A 17,416-nucleotide genomic window follows, 5' to 3' on the forward strand; every position below is an offset into this window, starting at 1 on the left:
GGTATTTTATCCATGACTACAATGCACAGCAAAGCAAAGGATTAAGCCGCCATCACTACTACCGAATCACCACCCAAAGCCTGAAACGACCGACGACCGGCTACTGACGACCGACTCCTAACCCCACCAACAAACTTTTTCAGCAGACCCTATATCTTAGAGATCAAGAAAAGCCGTCGTAGAACGACGGGGTTTTAAACCCAAATTTTCGATAACCATTTCACAAACTTTGCTAAAATCATCAGTGCAACTTAGTTTTTTGCCAGGGATTATGGGTGATTTAAAGCATCAAGTTGACCAAGGGATGAAACAGGTAAATCAGTTGGCTGATCAAGCAATTGACAGTATTAAGGACAATGTGCAACAGATCAGCGAACATCCTACCAAACTGGTGGATATGGGCGCAGGCATGGCAGGTGGCATGGCAGGTGCCGCAGCCGGAGAGGTAATTGGAGGTACTGTTGGGGCAGTATTAGGCCCGGTGGGTGTGATCGCTGGTGCTCAGGTAGGCGGACTGGTTGGGGATGTATTGGCAGGATATGAAGCCAGTCATCTTTCCCATCAGATGCTGCATCCAGGAGAGCAAAAGCCAGAGAAACCAAATGAGTTACATGAAATTGAAGCAGCCTTTGAGAGCAAAAGCTTAGAGCAGGCGGGGAAAACCCTGGGCGAAGTGGCGGGGGATTTCGTTGATAATGGATTATTAGGTGGGATTACTGGTAATATGGGCAAAACGATCGGCTCTCAGGTGGGCAAGTTTGCCGGAAAATTCGCCCCCAAGGATTTTCTCCATCACCATCAAGAGGCAGCCCCTGCCGAGGCTAAACCGAACGAAGGGATCGAAGCTGCTGATAGCAAAACAGATTAACCAACCAACAGAACAATTGAACTACTTGACAATAGGGAGATTTTGAGGTATGCCGAGGCTCAGATGTTCAACTAAGCGATCGAGTTGCCCCGACCACTCGTCTTCAGAACCGTGCTTGAGGCTTTCGCCGAGAGATTCACAGATTGTCCTGAATCCGAGTTAGCTGCCTGCTTGTATTTTGGCAAAAAGGGACAAACCCACCAGCCGCAGTTAATAAGCTAAGACGCATTTAAACCCCTTATTCTTAGATTAGCCCCCCCCCAACCCCCCCCGACATGGGGGGGGGTGCCTTTTGCATGAGTGCCTCTTGCCTGGTCTCAACAAGCAATTTAAATTACGAACAGCTTATGTTAGTTAACGCGCATTTGTTGGCGCTGTTAAACGAGCCTCTCCGATTTTATGTTGAAAAATGAAAAAACCAGCGTATGCAGGGGAAGCATTGGGGGGAATATCTAGTTTAGATGTATTTAATGCGTAAACAGTAATTTGATAGTTATGGGGTTTTGAGCCTTCCGGTGGGCAAGCACCACCAAAGCCGTTGTAGCCGAAGTCATTCCGCAATTGAATCGCCCCTTGAGGAAGCTTTTTACTGTCTTTCACGCCAGCATTTTCTGGTAAACTACGCACATCTGCTGGGATGTTGACGACCACCCAATGCCACCAACCGCTTCCTGTTGGTGCATCAGGATCGTACATAGTGACAGCAAAACTCTTAGTTCCTTTGGGAACATCGCTCCATTTCAAAGCGGGAGATTCATTTTTACCAGTACATCCCCATCCATTATAGATTTGTGCATTTTGTAATGATTTACCGTTTTCAATTGTTGGGCTAATTAATGTCATAGCTTGAGCGCCCAAGCTAAAACCGCCCAATGCAATCAAGCCGGCAACAATCTCTGCTTTAAACATAAAATTACTCCTTCGCTCTGGATTAAGATAGGGGACAATCTCACTGGGGAAACGGTAGGGCTAGTGAGATTTAATAGGCTCTTAGCACAATTATTTGTAGGATGGGTTAGCGGTAGCGTAACCCATGCGGGCGTTGGGTTTCATGCTTCAACCCAACCTACATTAATCTTATATTTAATTCCACCCACCCACTTAGCTGCTCCCGTTAAGTTGACAATCCCTCCGTCAGTGCCGTTCCACTTGAAATCCCTGAATGTGGACAGGCAGTTAGGGATTAGCGATGAGGGCGGGCGTTCGCGGCCGCAACAGCCCTACCCCATGAGATCAGATCAGCAGTGGCATCATCGCGATCAATAACGCATTCAATTAGCGTCGGTCCCTCGCGGTTTTCCAGAGCTACCTCGATCGCCTGGGCCAGTTCCCCGGCGGTGGTAGCGAGGAGGCCCTGGCCCGCCCCATCTTCGGCATTGAATACTTTGATTAACCCTGCGTAGTCCCAGTTCTTAATGTTGTTATAGGGGCCATCGTGAATTTCAACCTCGATCGTGTAGCCATGATTGTTGACGAGGAAAATAATGATCGGCAGCTTTTGTCTGATCATCTGCGCCACCTCCTGGGCAGTAAGCTGAAAAGAGCCGTCACCAATCATGCAGATAATCTGTCGCTCCGGCGCGCCTAGGGCATAGCCGAAAGCGGCCGGGATCGACCATCCGATATGGCCCCATTGCATCTCGATCTCGAAGCGGGCCCCGGTGGGCAGCTGTAATTTAATGCCATTGAACCAGGAATCACCAGTCTCGGCGAACACCGTAGTCTTGGCAGTGACTAGAGGCCCGATCTGCCTGAGCATCTCGATCCTCGAAAGCTTGGCCTCAGACCTAGCAGGCTCGACCGGCACAGACTGAGAGCGGAAGCGTGCAAATTCGGCCATAGTCGCATCGCGTTTCTCCACCTTTCTTGCCAAGCAAGAGAGAAAGTGGCGCAGATGAATCCCGCTGAAATGATACCCGTCAAATTTGACACTATCTTTGTTGGCGTTCAGTACAGTCGGACCACTGGGCATCGCAGTCCAGCCGACGGTCGAATAGTCGTTGAAAACCGCCCCTAAGCAAACTACACTGTCCGACCAATCGACAATCGCGCTCGTGCCGGGAGAACTAATTTCTCCCCAGTAAGTACCAACGTACTGGGGATGCTCTTCCGGGAAAAAGCTCTTGGCGGCCGCCATGACCGCAACGGAACAACCGAGGGCCTCGGCCAGTTCGATCGCCTCTTTCTCGGCCTTGGCAGCCCGTAGCTGGCTGCCGATCAACAGTACCGGTTTCTGCTTGCTATGTAGAAATTCTGCTGCTGCGCTCACCGCCGCTGCCAAAGTTTCTGCGTCGCTCGGAGCTTCGTTGATGATTGCGCTCACTGGCCCGGGGGAAGCACAGGGGGCCTCGGCAATATTGCAGGCAATCTCGATATAGGCCGGTTTTTGCTCCCGTAACGCCGTTCGGATAACGTGGTCGATCTGCTCCGGGGCATCTTCGGCGGATGTTATGGAAACCGCCGCACAGGTCAGCTTCCTAGCGATTTCCAACACATAGGTTAAATCTTGCGTTCCCATCGTATGGTGCAGCAGATGACCCGTGGAGTAGTCGTTGGTATTGGGTGCGCCCGACACCAGGATGACGGGTAGGTTCTCAGCATAGGCACCGCCGATGGCATTCAGGGCCGAGAGCGCGCCAACGCTGTAAGTCACGACAGCGACTCCTAAGCCATTGGCACGAGCGTACCCTTCCGCCGCAAAGCCACAGTTCAATTCGTTGCAGCAACCTACCTGCAAAAGATTCTGGTTTTTCAGAAACTGGTCCAGCAAGACGAGATTGTAGTCACCGGGGACGACGAAATGATGTTTTACTCCTATCTGAACCAAACGTTCTGCCAGGTAAGTGCCAACACTGTAATTGCTCATTACTTAGTCCTAATCTGAATAAAAATCACTAGATCAAGTGCATTGACTTGGCAGCGGCGGTGAGTTCGTCTCGAAACGCTGGATCCGCCAGTCCGATCAAAGACTCCGCCCTCTCGGTTGAGGAGAGTCCCTTGAGATCCGCAACACCGTTTTCAGTGACCACATAGTGAACATCGGTGCGGGGTGTCGTGACCGGACCTGAAAGCCGAGGAACGATCTTACTGATCTTGCCATCCTTGATCGAAGACTGGAAGGCGATAAAGGACATACCGCCCTTCGAGGCATAGGCCCCCCGGACGAAATCCAACTGGCCACCGGTCGAGGTAAACTGATGACCGCCAACATATTCCGAATTGCAAGCTCCGGTCAAGTCCATTTCAATTGTGGAATTTACCGACACCACATTGTCGTTTTGGGCAATCACAGCCGGGTCATTCACATAATTGACAGGATGACTTTCCAGCGAGATATTATCATTGATAAAGTTGTAGAATGCTTCATCTCCCATGGCAAAGGTGAAGACAGATTTGCCCGGGTTGATTTTTTTCCATTTGTTGGTGACAACACCGTTCTGAATCAGGCTTGCCAGAGCAGGAACGAGTACCTCAGTATGAATGCCGAGATCCTGCCGACCCATTAGCGCCTCGCAGACTCCGCTAGGTACTCCACCCACGCCGATTTGCAGACAGGCGTGTTCAGGAATCCGTTCTGCAATCAACTGGCCAATCTTCCTCTCTTGCTCCGTGACGGGTCGAGGTTTCAGCATTGGCAACGGAACATGATGTTCTACGATGGTATCTACTTCGGAAATATGCAATAAGGAACGTCCGAAAACCCGGGGCATATTCTGGTTGACTTCCACGATCAGCCGTTTAGCTGCCCGGGCGGCGCTGCTGGTGTAATCGTTATTTGTTCCGAAGGTGAAATAGCCGTTACTGTCCATGGGTGACACGGTTACTAGAAAGGTGTCCAGATGAATGTGATCACTAAAGAACCGCACGGATTGGCTGAAAGAATTCGGCACATAAAAGACAACCTTGCGATCGCCGTCTTCTTGTCCTTTTTTAATCAGGTCGCGCTCGGCTTTCTGCATGAACATGGAATAGGGTTTGATCCGGCCCATCAATTCGTAGCGCAGCAGCGAGCGCTGCATGGGTTCTTCTGCGTGCATATAATACACTTTCACATCATCGATCAAGCCGGCTTCTGCCCTAGCCGCTAGTGCTTCCATCAGCGCCGGTGGTTGGCAAGCTGCCTGACCGATGCCAACAATGCTGCCACTACTAATCTGCTCCATAGCAGTGTGACTGTCCGTAAGCTTGGCCTGATATTGGTTTTCGTAAGCCATCATTTTTCTCCCGAAGAAGTCTTAACTATTCAATAATTTGCTGCGGCTTCCGGTGAGTGACCGCGTTTGTAAATCAGCATCGTCCGCTCGAAGCTCATCACTTCTACACCGTCCTGGTTCACGCCTCGCGTTGAAACGGTGACAATTCCCTGGGTCGGCCGACTCTTTGACTCACGCTTGGACAGCACAGTGGATTCTGCATAGAGTGTGTCCCCAGCAAAGACCGGATGTGTTGCTTTGACGTTATTCCAACCCAGATTGGCCACAACTTTAGCGCTGACGGTCCTAACGCTCATACCGGTGAGAAGGGCAAGCGTAAAGGTGCTATCCACGAGCATCTTCTTCCACTCTGTTTGACCAGCGTAGGCAGCATCAAAATGAACCGGTTGTATATTCATCGTCAGCAAGGTCATCCAGATGTTGTCCACATCTGTAATCGTCCTACCGGGACGGTGTTCGAACACATCACCGACTTGAAAATCTTCGTAGTAAAGACCGTTTGTCTCACGATAGCGATTTGGGCCGATTTCTCGGTACGCTGACAGTATATTTTCCATTTTTTTTCCCAGTTTCTGGACATCTTAGATTAACAGAACTATTCCTCAGTTGCAATACCGGCTCGCTCCAGAACAAGCCTTGCTTTACGGGCAACCGCTTCATCCACCATTTGTCCCTCAACAGAGCCAACTCCTTGACGGTTGACGGTGAGGATCTGTTGTGCTTTGGCTATTTGTTGTTCTGTTGGGGTCAAGACCTCATTGATGGTGGCAATTTGTACCGGGTGGATTGCACATTTGCCGTGAAATCCCAAGTTTACTGATGCTTTTGTCTCCTGCTTAAGACCTTCCGCATCCGCAATATCAAAATAGGGGGAGTCGAAAGCGGCAATCCCAGCGGATGCAGCCGCATGGATCAAGCATGACCTCACCCACAGTAGTGGCTCCCAAGCGGTTTCTGCACCGAGGTCCGCAGCCATATCCGCAGCACCGAAGATAAAGGCGGCCGGCCTGACTTGGCCGCTAACCATCTCGTCCAAGGCTCCTATCGCCTTGGTACTCTCAATCAGCGCGATCACCTGCGTCGATTTATTGGCCTCTCGCAACAGGTTTCCCACCAGGCTGATGAGTGCGGAGGAGTCGCATTTCGGTAGAATCAAATAGTCGGGTTCGGCGGGTGAAAGCAAGAGAGCCTGAAGGTCGTCGAGTCCAAACCTTGTGTCGGGAGAATTGACGCGGAGGGCACAGGGGAGGTGATTCGAGGATATCTCCCCAAGATAGCGCAGCGCTGCTAGGCGGGCTTCCTCCTTGGCGGTGGGAGCCACTGCGTCTTCAAGATCAATAATCAGGGCATCGGCCTTTACCTCCGCAGCACGGGAGAATCGGTCCGACTTGGTCGCGGGTGTGAACAGCCAGCTTTTTAGGGCTAGAATCGATTTCTGCGATTGATGTAACATTACCAGAGCCTTGTTTTGCGTCAATGTGAAGTGTACATCAAAACTTGGGGGTTGCCAAATTTGAAAATGTCTAAATTAGGGCAGCAAATTATTAAGCAGGGGAGCTAGATTTTGAGGACGATAATTGGGATCAGCCTTAAGTCGTTCGACCACACTATAATGAAGGGCAACAGATGCACCTCTCACAACTCGCTCAAGCTGACAACTTCGTATCCCCGAAGGTGCAGTTTTTTTAGCAATAATTGGAGGGCGATTACCGTGTTTTTGTCTCGTTCTTAGGAACCAGAATGGAGGACAAGAATTGCTCCAGAAAAAATAAACTGAGAAACATACCAAGTGGTAAATTTAGGATGATTAGTCAGCTTAAAAGTATCTAAAGGAATCATAGAAGCCAGAGCAAATCTGGGTTCATAGCCACCAAATTGTCTGAGGATATCTAGCATAATTTGATTGTAGAAAGCTCGACCTAGACGACACCAGCGGATGGGATAATGGCTTAAGCGCACTAATTTTTCGTCAGCTTCTTGGAAATCTTTCTCGAATAGTTCCCTGGACAGATCGCTGGTTTGTCTGTCTCTGATACCATGATTGGCAATCTCGTGTCCTTGCTGAAGAATTTGCTCGATAATCGTCGAATTTTCCCGCAGATGTTCGGTAATAATAAAAAAAGTACCTCTGACACCGGTTTGATCGCGATTGAATTGCTGGTGGTGTTGGGCGATCGCTGCTAAGATCTGCTCAGTTGACTCCTCTCCTAAAACGCCAGGAGTGGGTGCGTCATCAATCGTCAGAGCCACTCTCCGGTCTTGGGTTGGCTATAGAATACAGCATCAGGAAAAAACCTAGCAATTATAAAAAGTAGCAATTGCGGAATAGTCATTTTTGGTACTAAATAATATCCAACCCTTATATTAGTAGTATAGCAAAACTAAGGCGATATTATCTGGTTAATGTGAAGATCACCCCCCTCATAATGATATCATTTATTTGCGGTGAAGGTACTTAGTGATCGCTATCATTTTTCAGTCATCAGGTCTATCTTCGGTGAATTGATCAATCGCCTCAACCATTCCTTCTGAATAAGGTTCAAGTACGGTAGAGCAGACATGAAGATCGGCAAGAGCTTGGGAAAATTCTTCGGAGTTTGGGTCGGTATTTTTGATAATTTGAATGGCTTTGAGTGCTTTTTCCAGTTGGGGCTGATATTCATCAAGAAATATTTCCAATCTCTCCAACGGATCTTTATATATTACTGTCATCGATTTAATCTCCTTTCTAGTTTAGCGATATTTTGGCGACAATTTGCGACTGTTTTTTCCCAATGAGCAATTAATCCTTGATCTTGAATTTCTATTGGTTTGAGCTTCTCCTGAGCAATTTTATCTAGATGCTCTTCTAATGCTTTATACTGTCCTTCTAGTTTTTTGCGATTTTCTTTATTTCTACCCATAATCCAATTTTACTACAGATTTCTCCAATAATTGTAATTGTCAAACTAAGGGCTGGCAAAATTAGGTTCGTAGTTGCGCTTTAGCACTATAAAGTCTCATAAAAAGGTGCGTTTACAGGCAGGACGCAACGCCCAACCGAGTGCCGGCAGTGTCGATAGTCAATCGGTCAAAACGGCAAGTGGGGAAGAAGACATCAGTTTTGATGGCGGCAAGAAAGTCACGCGGACGCAAGCGCACAATTTTAGTCGATAGGATGGGATTGGTCTTAGCCGTGTGTGTACATGGTGCTGGACGCTCTGACCATGCAGCGATGAAGTTACTCGCCACCTTCTCGGGCCCATTCTGGACTTTTCTGAAAGTGATTTGGATTGATAGCACCTTTGCGGGGAAGGACTTCATTGTCCAGAGAGCTGCGGGACTTTGGTTGGCATCTCGAACACCTGAAGCGCACCGATGAGCAGCCTGGTTTTACGGTGATTCCCAAGCGATGGGTGGTGGAGCTTACCTACTCTTGGTTTGGTCATTATCGGCGATTGAGCAAAGATTATGAATTTTTGCCGACGACTGGCGAAATGTATGGTGCATTTGATGGTTCGACGATTAAAGCCTAAATCTCAAGCTGGATAGACATCCTTTAAATTTTCAAACAGGTTCTTAATATCCTGTAAAATTGCTTCGATACAAAGCCAAAAATGGGTTTATCAAGATTAGGGGCTCCTAGCAATAGGCTTACTGTATCACCCCATCACTCCAAACTAGCTTACACAGACCATCCCCCAATCCCAAATCCCAAATCCCAAATCCCAAAGACAGATATTGATCGCAATACTATCCTGGTTGTACCTTATACTGATTCTGGTTGGGCGGCTTTACTGGCGCGAGTAGGAGGCTTAATTGCCGAGGTGGGAGGTCGCCTCTCCCACGGGGCAATTGTTGCTAGGGAATACGGCATTCCTGCGGTGATGGATGTCCACGGTGCGACCCAATTATTGCGCGATAATCAGCGAGTTATTCTTGATGGTTCGCGGGGTATTGTTGAAGTTTTGGATTGATATTTTTTGGCTGAAGGGGTGACAACGACAGCAATTCTCAGTTTTAGACACAGCAAGCCTTTTAGGGATTTAAAGAACATTTTAAAGGGGGATTTTTGGGGCAACTTTGGGTGTACTATCACGTCAGAAGCCCGAAGACTCGTGAAATGAAATTCGCCATCCCATTGAATTTTACCCCGTATTATGGGAACTAACTCCCAAAAGCCTTGCTACAGGGCAAATTTAGAATTGCTGAAAGTAAAGTTAACTGTGGGGTAAGGAGTCAGGAGCCGGTCGTCAGTAGTCAGTAAGAATTGCGGCAATTTACATTTCTTAAGATAGACAACAGAATTTATGTCCGACTACTTACCAAATTTGAAAATGTCTAAATTAGGGCAGCAAATTATTAAGCAGAGGAGCTAGATTTTGAGGACGATAATTGGGATCAGCCTTAAGTCGTTCGACCACACTATAATGAACGGCAACTTTTGAAGATTCTATCGGTCGCCATCCTTCACCTGCTAAGGCATACACACCAGTCACGCTATTATCAAATTTAGTCGTTGGAACTGGTTTAATCTGAAATTCCTCACTATAACTTTCAGTTGAATAAAACTCCAATCCCAACTTTTTAGCCTCGTGGATTATCCATTGTAAAGTATAGTCCGATAGCCCCCGATATTCTTTAGTTCCTCCACCAATACAGCCATGTTCACCGGCAAAGAAAACTTCTTTGACTACTTGTTCAGGATTTTTGTCACTTCTCTCCATGGCGGACGAGGGAAAACCCCTGCGTTTCTCATCAATGGCAACTGCATGAAAGGCATTTTCCACAATCGGACTTAGTGTAGCATCGAAAAATTCATACTTCCGATTCCAGAGTTTAGCCAAGGGTAGCCAAGGTGTTAGATCAGGAACACCTAATGCTCCCACCGTATCCCAGCACCCTAACATTTTAATCGGTACACGACCTTGTAAATAATCTTTTTCGGTATCTATCTTTTTGGAGTTATCTTCCCGGAATTTTTGAGCTTCTGGATCATTTGGCTTAATTTTAGAATTTCGATAAAGCTCATAAGCTTTAGGCAATTCCCGGATCTTGGAACGGCTCAATAAACCACAGTTATAGATCATACCTGCTAAACAACGAACTGTATAGGCTCCGCGACTAAAGCCAACTAGGTAAATTTCGTCTTCAGCTTCTACGTCATAATTCATACATAAAAAGCGATAGGCCTCTTGAATAATTCTGTCAATTCCCCAGCCAAAAGCACCCCCACCTAAACGCTCGATTAAATCAGCGTCTTCTGCCGTGCCACATCCTGATATATAATGAACCATTTGTGGGGTTTGATCATCGGCGGTGTATTTCACTAAGCGGGCAAATTTGACGACATTCGTAGGATAGGAAGTTGCTAATTCATTCCAAGTACCATCACAACAAACAACCAAACGTTTTTTCTTAGTTGTATCAACAGATTCGATAGCATCCTTCTTGGTAATCGTAGTATTTTCCGCTTGACTCATTGTCATTTATCTCCGTAACTAAAACCAGTTTAAGTTTGAACTCCTCTGGTACTGCGCTGACTAGAAAATACCTCATGGGGACTGGGATAGTCAAGGACTTTTTGCGGTCAATGGTTAATATAAATCATAATCGTTCAGATGGTTGAACTAAGTCGAGGTATCGCCACTCCGACTCGTCTTCAGAATGGAAGGTGATAGTTTCTAATCATTGTGGTCATTGTCCTAAACATTTTCCAAACTTTTACCATTGGGTTCAATGCGAAAGATAAAAGTAACCAACGCCCCAAAAAGAGAAGTGATAACTAAACCATGTAGAAGGTTAGACGTACCAATTTGCTCCCTGAGAATCGGAAAGAAAAAAGCAGTAGTAACTGCTCCAACTTTCGCAAAAGAGGCGGCAAAACCAGCACCTAAACCGCGAATTTGTACGGGAAATATCTCCCCTGCTAAAACATAGGTCATGGCATTGGGTCCGAGATTTGTCATAAAATTAAAGATGATAAAGCCGCCAAATATCAGAAATACTTTTAATTGATGACCTTCTGGAATAGTTTCTGCCGCTAGGGAAGCAATTCCTAAGCCTAAGCCACAGCCAATAAAGCCAACAATTTGTAAGGGAATCCGTCCGACTTTATCAATCAAAAGAATCGAGGCAAGAAATCCAATCAGTAAGAACAGATCGATTGCTCCAGAACCTTCCGCCGCCACCATATCTTTGAAAATAAAATTAGGCTGAGTTTTGGTAAATAGGGTTGCTAAAATCGTTGGGGTAAAAATACCAATGCCGTAGGTGGCTAGATCCTGCAAAAACCAAGGAACAGCCGCTAATATAGTTGCTCTGAGATAGCGAGGGGAAAACAAAAGCTTGTATTTTTGCTTGCGTTGCTGGCCGATTCTCTCTACTAAGTCCGCAAGCTCAACTGGGCGTTGCAGTAAAGCTTTAGCAGAACGTTGAGCATCCTCTTGGCGATTGTGAGATATTAACCAATGGGCGCTTTCTGGGATTCCTGTCCTCAATAAAAAAACAATAATTCCTGGAATAACTAAACTGGCGTACATCCAATGCCAAGCCCCTACTTCAGGGTTAATCCGCAGTACCAGTAATCCGATTAAGACTCCGCCTAGGGAGCCAATTGATTGAAAAGCAAAAGCTCCTAATACCATTCTGCCCCTAAAACTACTAGGAATTGACTCAGAAATGATCAGATGGGCTGTGGGATAGTCTGCCCCAAGGGCAACCCCAACGCAAAATAAAAAGAAAATCAGGGAGGGAACATTCCACGCGATCGCTGTTAAACTGACAAAAACAGTAAAAATCGCCATTTCAGACACAAAAACTAACTTTCGTCCTAGGCGATCCGCTAAATTTCCGAATAGGGAAGCCCCCACCAAAATCCCCAAAAGCGTTGCGGCGGCAACTGAACCTTTTAGGGCTGATGCTAAGTTAAAATCTTGCTCAATTAAGGGAATAGCAACTCCAGTCAGAAAGATGACCATGCCTTCAAAAAACTTGCCAGTAGCCGCCAAAATCCAGATGCGCCATTGCATCAAACTTAGGGGACGAGGAGGAGTTTCATCGATATAACTTTGTAGGCTTTTCATGGGATAGAGCTATTAAAACTATAGTTTTAATAGCTGGTTAGATTTAAATTGAGTTTAAGGCTGATTTAATTTAAGATTAAGATTTTTGGCTCTTTGTTACTATTGATGTTAAATAAGTAGTCGGGCATAAATTATGTTGTCTATCTTAAGAAATGTACATTGCCGCAATTCTTACTGACTACTGACTCCTTACCCCACAGTTAACTTTACTTTTGTCCAACTACTTATAGTTCTTACATAATTAATTTTTTAGAGGGAAAAAATGAGAAAAATAGGCATAAAATTGCATAAAATCTCTCAATATTGATTAATGCTCATTTTTAATTCTCCTGACGACCAGCTACTGGCTCGGAAACTCCTCACCTAAGGTCAGATTTTTGATTTTTTCAAGAGGTCTATTTTCTTAATTTTCCTGACTACTGACTACTGGCTACTGACTCCCAACCCTAACAACAATTTTTGATTTTTACCAGAGGTCTATTAACAATCGTTTTCGAAAATGCCTTGACTATCGTACCCCGAATGAGGTATTCTATGAAAGCAAATCAGACAGTGATGCAATTCAGGCTTGAATTAGCCCAATTAAGGAGCTAGGGTGAAGAAAAATCAGATGATAATGGCTGTAATCGCCTTTGCTGCGGGAGCCGGCACAATATTCGCCGCTATTGTCATTTTTGACATTGATTTTGTTAAATGGGCTAACTGTAGTGCGCCTTTTGCCGATCCCATCGATCGGGAATCGGCCATTTGCCGCAGATAATCTGGCAGCTCCTGACAACCCTTATATTACAAATACTGACATCTATCTCAGGGGGAGACTGCCTATCGAGCTAAGTGGGCAAGATTGCAACTGAGAGTGTAATCTCCAAGCTAATAAATATTGGAATAGTGGAACATGGAAGCAACACTCGGCATCATCTTATCGCTACTTTCGGCAACTGCCACAGCCATCTGGACAGTTTGGACTTGGAGCGAGCAACAAGAGGAGGAAAAGACGCAGAAACGAAATCAGATTGCCGCTCTGTATATCAATCCCTTCCTGTTCGCCGCTCACGAATTGCAAGTCCGACTTGACGGCATCCTCAATCAGCAAGAGTTGGAATTTTTTAGACGGGAATATCCCGAAGCCAATGAAATCGGTTCTCCCGAAGCCTTAGAACTACTCTATGTCCTGGTGAAATTCTTTGGCTGGTACTGGTACGTCTATCGATACGGTCCCTACACCAGAGACAAGAAGGCGATCGAACTGATTAGCAAAATTATCAGGACTTTTGCCAACCGCAAGGACTTTGTTGGAGACGCTTTCTATTTTTCCTTCTCAGAGCAGAGATCTCTGGGACAGACATTCGTTAAAGTCTTTGGGCAAGCCGAATCGATCTACCCTGAGTTGGAAGCTATCTCGCTCTATCAATTTGCCACAGAACTGAGGGACGATATCCAGAAAGATCGCCCTATGTATCAGAATGTCATCAAAACGATCCAAGTCATCGATGGCGCCGAGCGAGTTGAGCAGCTGCCAGGATGCGATCGCCTGATCGCCGTACACAATGACTTGATCGACCTGCTTAATTATCTAGAAGCCCAAGAAGGCTTCTGTATCTCGGCCAAGGCACGCCAGAAAATTCGATCTGCAGCAAGCCTTCCCACAGATACCGAAATCATCCACGCTATTGCGGGGCGGGTGCGACTGCGGATTCCTCGCCTGCGCCAAGATCTCTCCTACGCCGAGCGGTTGCGCCAGTGCCTTCAGTCCTTGGCTGGCGTGCAAGAAGTCCAAATCAATCCAGATGCTGCTTCAGTGGCGGTTAGCTACACGCCCACCCTCTCAGAGGCAACATTCCAACAGAGACTTTTTCAAGCCATTGCCCAGTCAGGATCAGTCAATTAGACCCCTGGTAAAAATCAAAAATTGTTGTTAGGGTTAGGAGTCAGTAGCCGGTCGTCAGTAGTCAGTAGTCAGGAGAATTAAGAATGAATAATAAGCAACTAAATAGGGTTGGCTGAATAAATCTAAAAACCTTGTTGGGTAAAACTTTTAGACCTTTTGGCCGTCAAAAAGTCCCGGATATGGGAGTGATCGGGAGAAAAATTCAGGGACTTTTGTCTCTCCGTCACTGGGCTATAGGAATCAAGGCTGACAGACTCAGTTGTCAAAAATTTATTGTCAATCAGTTTCGTCTGTTTTTGTCCCAAGCTGCTTATATTTTGCTGCTGGGGATTCGGCAAGCAGCACAGGGGACAAGATTGGCAAAGGCGACAGTTTCTCGTTTAAAAGAAAGTCTTAAGTACCTAAGCAAAATTAATTACACATATCTAACCACCTCTTGCCTCTTGCCTATCTTCACTAGGAAATTAATTTTGCACGACTACTTATTAAAACTGCGGCAAAAGTTAGTGTTTCGGTCAGAGAAGTATTAGTTGAGTTAGCAGATCATTGTCCATTTACCTATGAAATTAGTCTAATTTCATAGTGACTTTCCAGTGGAGTTCAATTGATTTTTGCTTAAAGCCAAGCTTTCCTAGTATTATTGTATCTAAATGACAATTTTAGTCGCTTTTTTAGGCTTTAATTGTTAATTTTGTGCGGTTGATTAAGGATTTTTACTTACTTATTTAACCCCCCAAAAAAACTGGATTTACATCCAGTTTTTCGGGTTCCTTGTTTTTTGGTTCATGAATAATGCAGGTTAGGCTGCTTGGCAGCCTAGCAGCTTGGCTATGGCTTCTCTCTACCAGCACTTTTTGAGAATTTACAATTTTAGTTCAATCTGACCAACCTAGAACTTTGAAAATAGAGAAAAGTTTCGCTTTGATCGTCTTTTTCCAAAGTTTTAAGTTATATTTCTGCTGTACCAATCATTTTAAGCTTCTAAGCCATCAAGGTTTTCTGGCTTATTCTGCGGTTTGTGTTATGCAATGGACGGGGGTTATAAGGGATGGAACCCTTATATAGAGAGCCATTTAGCGATTTTTGTCAATTGTTTTTGATCTAGAGCGAACTAATCAATTAAGTCTTTTGCCAGATAAGGATTTAGTCGATTTATGCCCCCCTATCGAACCATAACAAGTAACGAAGAGCCAAAAATCCATGGATATATTTACCCCTCCATCCAATCCCCTTAATAACCCCTTAATTCCAGTTCAAGATGATCCTCTAGGCTTAAAGAGTTTAAACCTATCTTCTGGATTATCCTCTATTCCCCAAATACCATCAGCAACGGGGCAATTTACCTTTACTGATAAAACGCTAACTCAATATTTACATCAGGAAGTTTTACCAATTACCCAAATAGCACTAGAAAACTTTGCAAATTCTCCTAACCTCTACAACAATATAGAATTAGCATTTGGCTATGGCTGTAATGTTGAATTAGCACATACAATAGTTGACAATTTAGCCCAGGGACAATTAATTCCGGATATTCAAATTATCCCCCAATCTCAACTACAAGCTGATGGAGCTTTTGGTAATAATACAATTTATCTTTCTCAAGACTTATTTAATCCACAACAAACTAATTCTAGTCAAGCAGTCAACGTTTTATTAGAAGAAATAGGACATTACATAGATAATCAAATAAATCTTATAGATGCTCCCGGAGATGAAGGAGCAATTTTTGCCCATCTTGCCCAAAATCAGCAATTAACACCCACAGAATTAACAGCATTAAAATCAGAAAATGATCATAGTACCTTAACATCAGAAGGTCAAACCTTTGCAGTAGAACACGCAGACACACCAGGAGTATTTTTAGTTGATAACAACGGCGAAATTACCATAGACTTCTTAGCTGACTCCGGTAGTTACCATAACGAAATGGCTATTTTTAGCCTTCAAAATATGGATAATTTAACACCAGGTTCAGTAGATTATATCAAAGAAGCATCACGTCGGGCTTTAAGTAATTCTGTGTTAGGATATACAGTAATTATTGATATTAATGAAGGAGCAAAATTTGCTGGAGAACTAGGAGAAACTAATAAAAACGATGGTAATTATTCTGGTTTAAAAACCTTTAATTTTACCCCTGGAGATAAAATTGCCTTCATGTTAGTTCCCGAAGGAACTGTTAAGCAAGTATTTGATAATCCTAGTTCTGGTAATAGTCAACGTCCCCTATTTTCCATCGATGCTGCTAATCCTAACAATGCCATACAAATAGGACAATTACTACCAGGAACTTTTGGTTGGGAAGATATCAGAAACGACCAAAATACAGACGCAGATTACAACGATATAATCTTTAAAATTACAGGTGCTACAGGAACATTAACAGATATTGGTGGACTCTTTGCTAGTGGTAAAGATTGGCGGAATCTTCCCTTAGCTCAAGAAATTATTGCCTTTGCTAGTAGTATAACTTTAACAGCTAAATTATCTCAAGATACAGGAAGTAGTAACTTAGATGGAATTACCAATAATCCAGAAATTTCTGGTTCTATCAGTAATGCTGAAAATCTGAGTAAATTCCAGGCTAAATTCAGTGATGGTAGTAACTTTATGGATATTTTATCAGAACTGAAAGCTAATGGTAACTTTACCTTAAATAAAGATAAATTAGCGGCAATTAAAGGTAATCAATTAGCAGATGGAGAATATCAATTAACCTTACGCGGTGAAGATAAATCTGGTAATATTGTTGAATCTTTAGTTAAATTTACCTTGGATACTACCAAGCCAGGAATACCCACAGAAATAGGGTTAAAAAATGATAGTGATACAGTCACAAATCAAAATACACCAACTGTTACAGGAAAAGGTGAAACTGGTGCATTAATAGAAATATTTGATGGCCAAAATAAATTAGGACAAACAACAGTTGTTAATGGTTCTTGGGAAATTACCACATCTCAAATTACCGATGGATTGAAAAATTTAACTATCACAGCAACCGATGTTGCTGGTAATATAAGTGATGCTGGGACTAAAGAATTTACCATTGATTCAGCCTTACCACAAATTAATATTACCAGTCCTCAAGCTAATGCAATATTAAATTCAGGTGCAAGATTACAAGGTACAGTTAATGGTACAGGTTCAACCATAGATAAATTAACTTATCGCTTTGGTAATGGTAGTGAAATTAATGTACCAGTAAATGCTCAAGGTGCATTTGATGTAGAATTGAATTTAACAGGTGTAACAGGACAACAAAACCTAATTATTAAAGCTATAGACTTAGCTGGAAATAGCCAAGAAAATACTCAAATTGTCATCATTTCTCAATTAACACCAGACACAACAGCACCATTAGTTACTGCTATTCTGA

The 17,416-nt window shown here is 44.4% G+C and carries 16 protein-coding genes and 2 pseudogenes; 8 read left to right on the top strand and 10 right to left on the bottom strand.

The window, feature by feature from the left end; all coding sequences use genetic code 11:
* Positions 1-271: 271 nt before the first annotated feature.
* Positions 272-868 carry a hypothetical protein gene (locus tag IM515_RS00055; protein ID WP_287628773.1) on the top strand — a complete coding sequence of 199 codons (597 nt, stop codon included), beginning with the start codon at positions 272-274 and terminating at the stop codon, positions 866-868.
* A gap of 354 nt (positions 869-1,222) precedes the next feature.
* Here the strand turns inward: IM515_RS00055 and IM515_RS00060 are convergent, their stop codons facing one another.
* The 8 genes from IM515_RS00060 to IM515_RS00095 form a co-directional block, all read right to left on the bottom strand.
* The gene (locus IM515_RS00060; RefSeq protein ID WP_002787690.1) at positions 1,223-1,777 is read right to left on the bottom strand and encodes a YbhB/YbcL family Raf kinase inhibitor-like protein; all 555 of its coding nucleotides are present in this window, start codon (positions 1,775-1,777) and stop codon (positions 1,223-1,225) included.
* 274 nt (positions 1,778-2,051) lie between these two features.
* A complete protein-coding gene (locus IM515_RS00065; RefSeq protein ID WP_287628771.1) occupies positions 2,052-3,734 on the bottom strand; it encodes an alpha-keto acid decarboxylase family protein in 1,683 nt (560 codons plus the stop codon).
* A gap of 28 nt (positions 3,735-3,762) precedes the next feature.
* On the bottom strand, positions 3,763-5,085 hold the full coding sequence (locus IM515_RS00070; protein WP_287695434.1) for an acetyl-CoA hydrolase/transferase family protein: 1,323 nt from the start codon (positions 5,083-5,085) through the stop codon (positions 3,763-3,765).
* 26 nt (positions 5,086-5,111) lie between these two features.
* Positions 5,112-5,639 (bottom strand): (R)-specific enoyl-CoA hydratase RipB/Ich, encoded by a 528-nt coding sequence (gene ripB / locus IM515_RS00075; RefSeq protein ID WP_043995794.1) that lies wholly within the window; start codon positions 5,637-5,639, stop codon positions 5,112-5,114.
* A gap of 38 nt (positions 5,640-5,677) precedes the next feature.
* On the bottom strand, positions 5,678-6,535 hold the full coding sequence (gene ripC / locus IM515_RS00080; protein ID WP_287628768.1) for an itaconate degradation C-C-lyase RipC: 858 nt from the start codon (positions 6,533-6,535) through the stop codon (positions 5,678-5,680).
* 275 nt (positions 6,536-6,810) lie between these two features.
* Positions 6,811-7,332: a polysaccharide deacetylase family protein gene (locus IM515_RS00085; protein ID WP_287628766.1), complete on the bottom strand. Its 522-nt coding sequence runs from the start codon at positions 7,330-7,332 to the stop codon at positions 6,811-6,813.
* 225 nt (positions 7,333-7,557) lie between these two features.
* Complete coding sequence (locus tag IM515_RS00090; RefSeq protein ID WP_190359842.1) at positions 7,558-7,794, bottom strand: hypothetical protein; 237 nt, start codon at positions 7,792-7,794, stop codon at positions 7,558-7,560.
* Entirely contained in the window at positions 7,791-7,985 is a 195-nt protein-coding gene (locus IM515_RS00095; RefSeq protein WP_002787681.1) for a hypothetical protein, read from the bottom strand. The genes IM515_RS00090 and IM515_RS00095 overlap by 4 nt, the downstream gene beginning before the upstream one ends.
* A 106-nt stretch (positions 7,986-8,091) precedes the next feature.
* On the opposite strand from IM515_RS00095, the gene IM515_RS00100 reads away from it, so the two are divergent.
* The 3 genes and pseudogenes from IM515_RS00100 to IM515_RS00110 all read left to right on the top strand — a co-directional run.
* Positions 8,092-8,238: a hypothetical protein gene (locus tag IM515_RS00100; RefSeq protein ID WP_002787680.1), complete on the top strand. Its 147-nt coding sequence runs from the start codon at positions 8,092-8,094 to the stop codon at positions 8,236-8,238.
* Positions 8,239-8,384: 146 nt separating this feature from the next.
* Complete coding sequence (locus tag IM515_RS26050) at positions 8,385-8,597, top strand: transposase (protein ID WP_199308321.1); 213 nt, start codon at positions 8,385-8,387, stop codon at positions 8,595-8,597.
* Positions 8,598-8,798: 201 nt separating this feature from the next.
* Positions 8,799-9,038: pseudogene (locus IM515_RS00110) on the top strand (PEP-utilizing enzyme); the annotation flags it as partial.
* A gap of 369 nt (positions 9,039-9,407) precedes the next feature.
* On the opposite strand, the gene IM515_RS00115 reads toward IM515_RS00110, so the two are convergent.
* Positions 9,408-10,544, bottom strand: coding sequence for a T6SS phospholipase effector Tle1-like catalytic domain-containing protein (locus tag IM515_RS00115; RefSeq protein ID WP_287628761.1), 1,137 nt, complete (start codon positions 10,542-10,544; stop codon positions 9,408-9,410).
* A gap of 222 nt (positions 10,545-10,766) precedes the next feature.
* On the bottom strand, positions 10,767-12,146 hold the full coding sequence (locus IM515_RS00120) for an MFS transporter (RefSeq protein WP_002787674.1): 1,380 nt from the start codon (positions 12,144-12,146) through the stop codon (positions 10,767-10,769).
* Positions 12,147-12,756: 610 nt separating this feature from the next.
* On the opposite strand from IM515_RS00120, the gene IM515_RS00125 reads away from it, so the two are divergent.
* From IM515_RS00125 to IM515_RS00140, 4 genes and pseudogenes are all read left to right on the top strand, one after another.
* Positions 12,757-12,906, top strand: a complete 150-nt coding sequence (locus tag IM515_RS00125) for a hypothetical protein (RefSeq protein ID WP_002764822.1) — start codon at positions 12,757-12,759, stop codon at positions 12,904-12,906.
* A 135-nt stretch (positions 12,907-13,041) separates the two neighbouring features.
* Positions 13,042-14,034: an HMA2 domain-containing protein gene (locus tag IM515_RS00130; RefSeq protein ID WP_002764821.1), complete on the top strand. Its 993-nt coding sequence runs from the start codon at positions 13,042-13,044 to the stop codon at positions 14,032-14,034.
* A 233-nt stretch (positions 14,035-14,267) separates the two neighbouring features.
* Positions 14,268-14,564: pseudogene (locus IM515_RS26055) on the top strand (transposase); the annotation flags it as partial.
* A 670-nt stretch (positions 14,565-15,234) separates the two neighbouring features.
* A partial coding sequence (locus IM515_RS00140; RefSeq protein ID WP_287628758.1) for an Ig-like domain-containing protein occupies positions 15,235-17,416 on the top strand: 2,182 nt, incomplete at its 3' end.

This window comes from Microcystis sp. M44BS1 (assembly GCF_020244875.1).
Classification (GTDB): domain Bacteria; phylum Cyanobacteriota; class Cyanobacteriia; order Cyanobacteriales; family Microcystaceae; genus Microcystis; species Microcystis panniformis.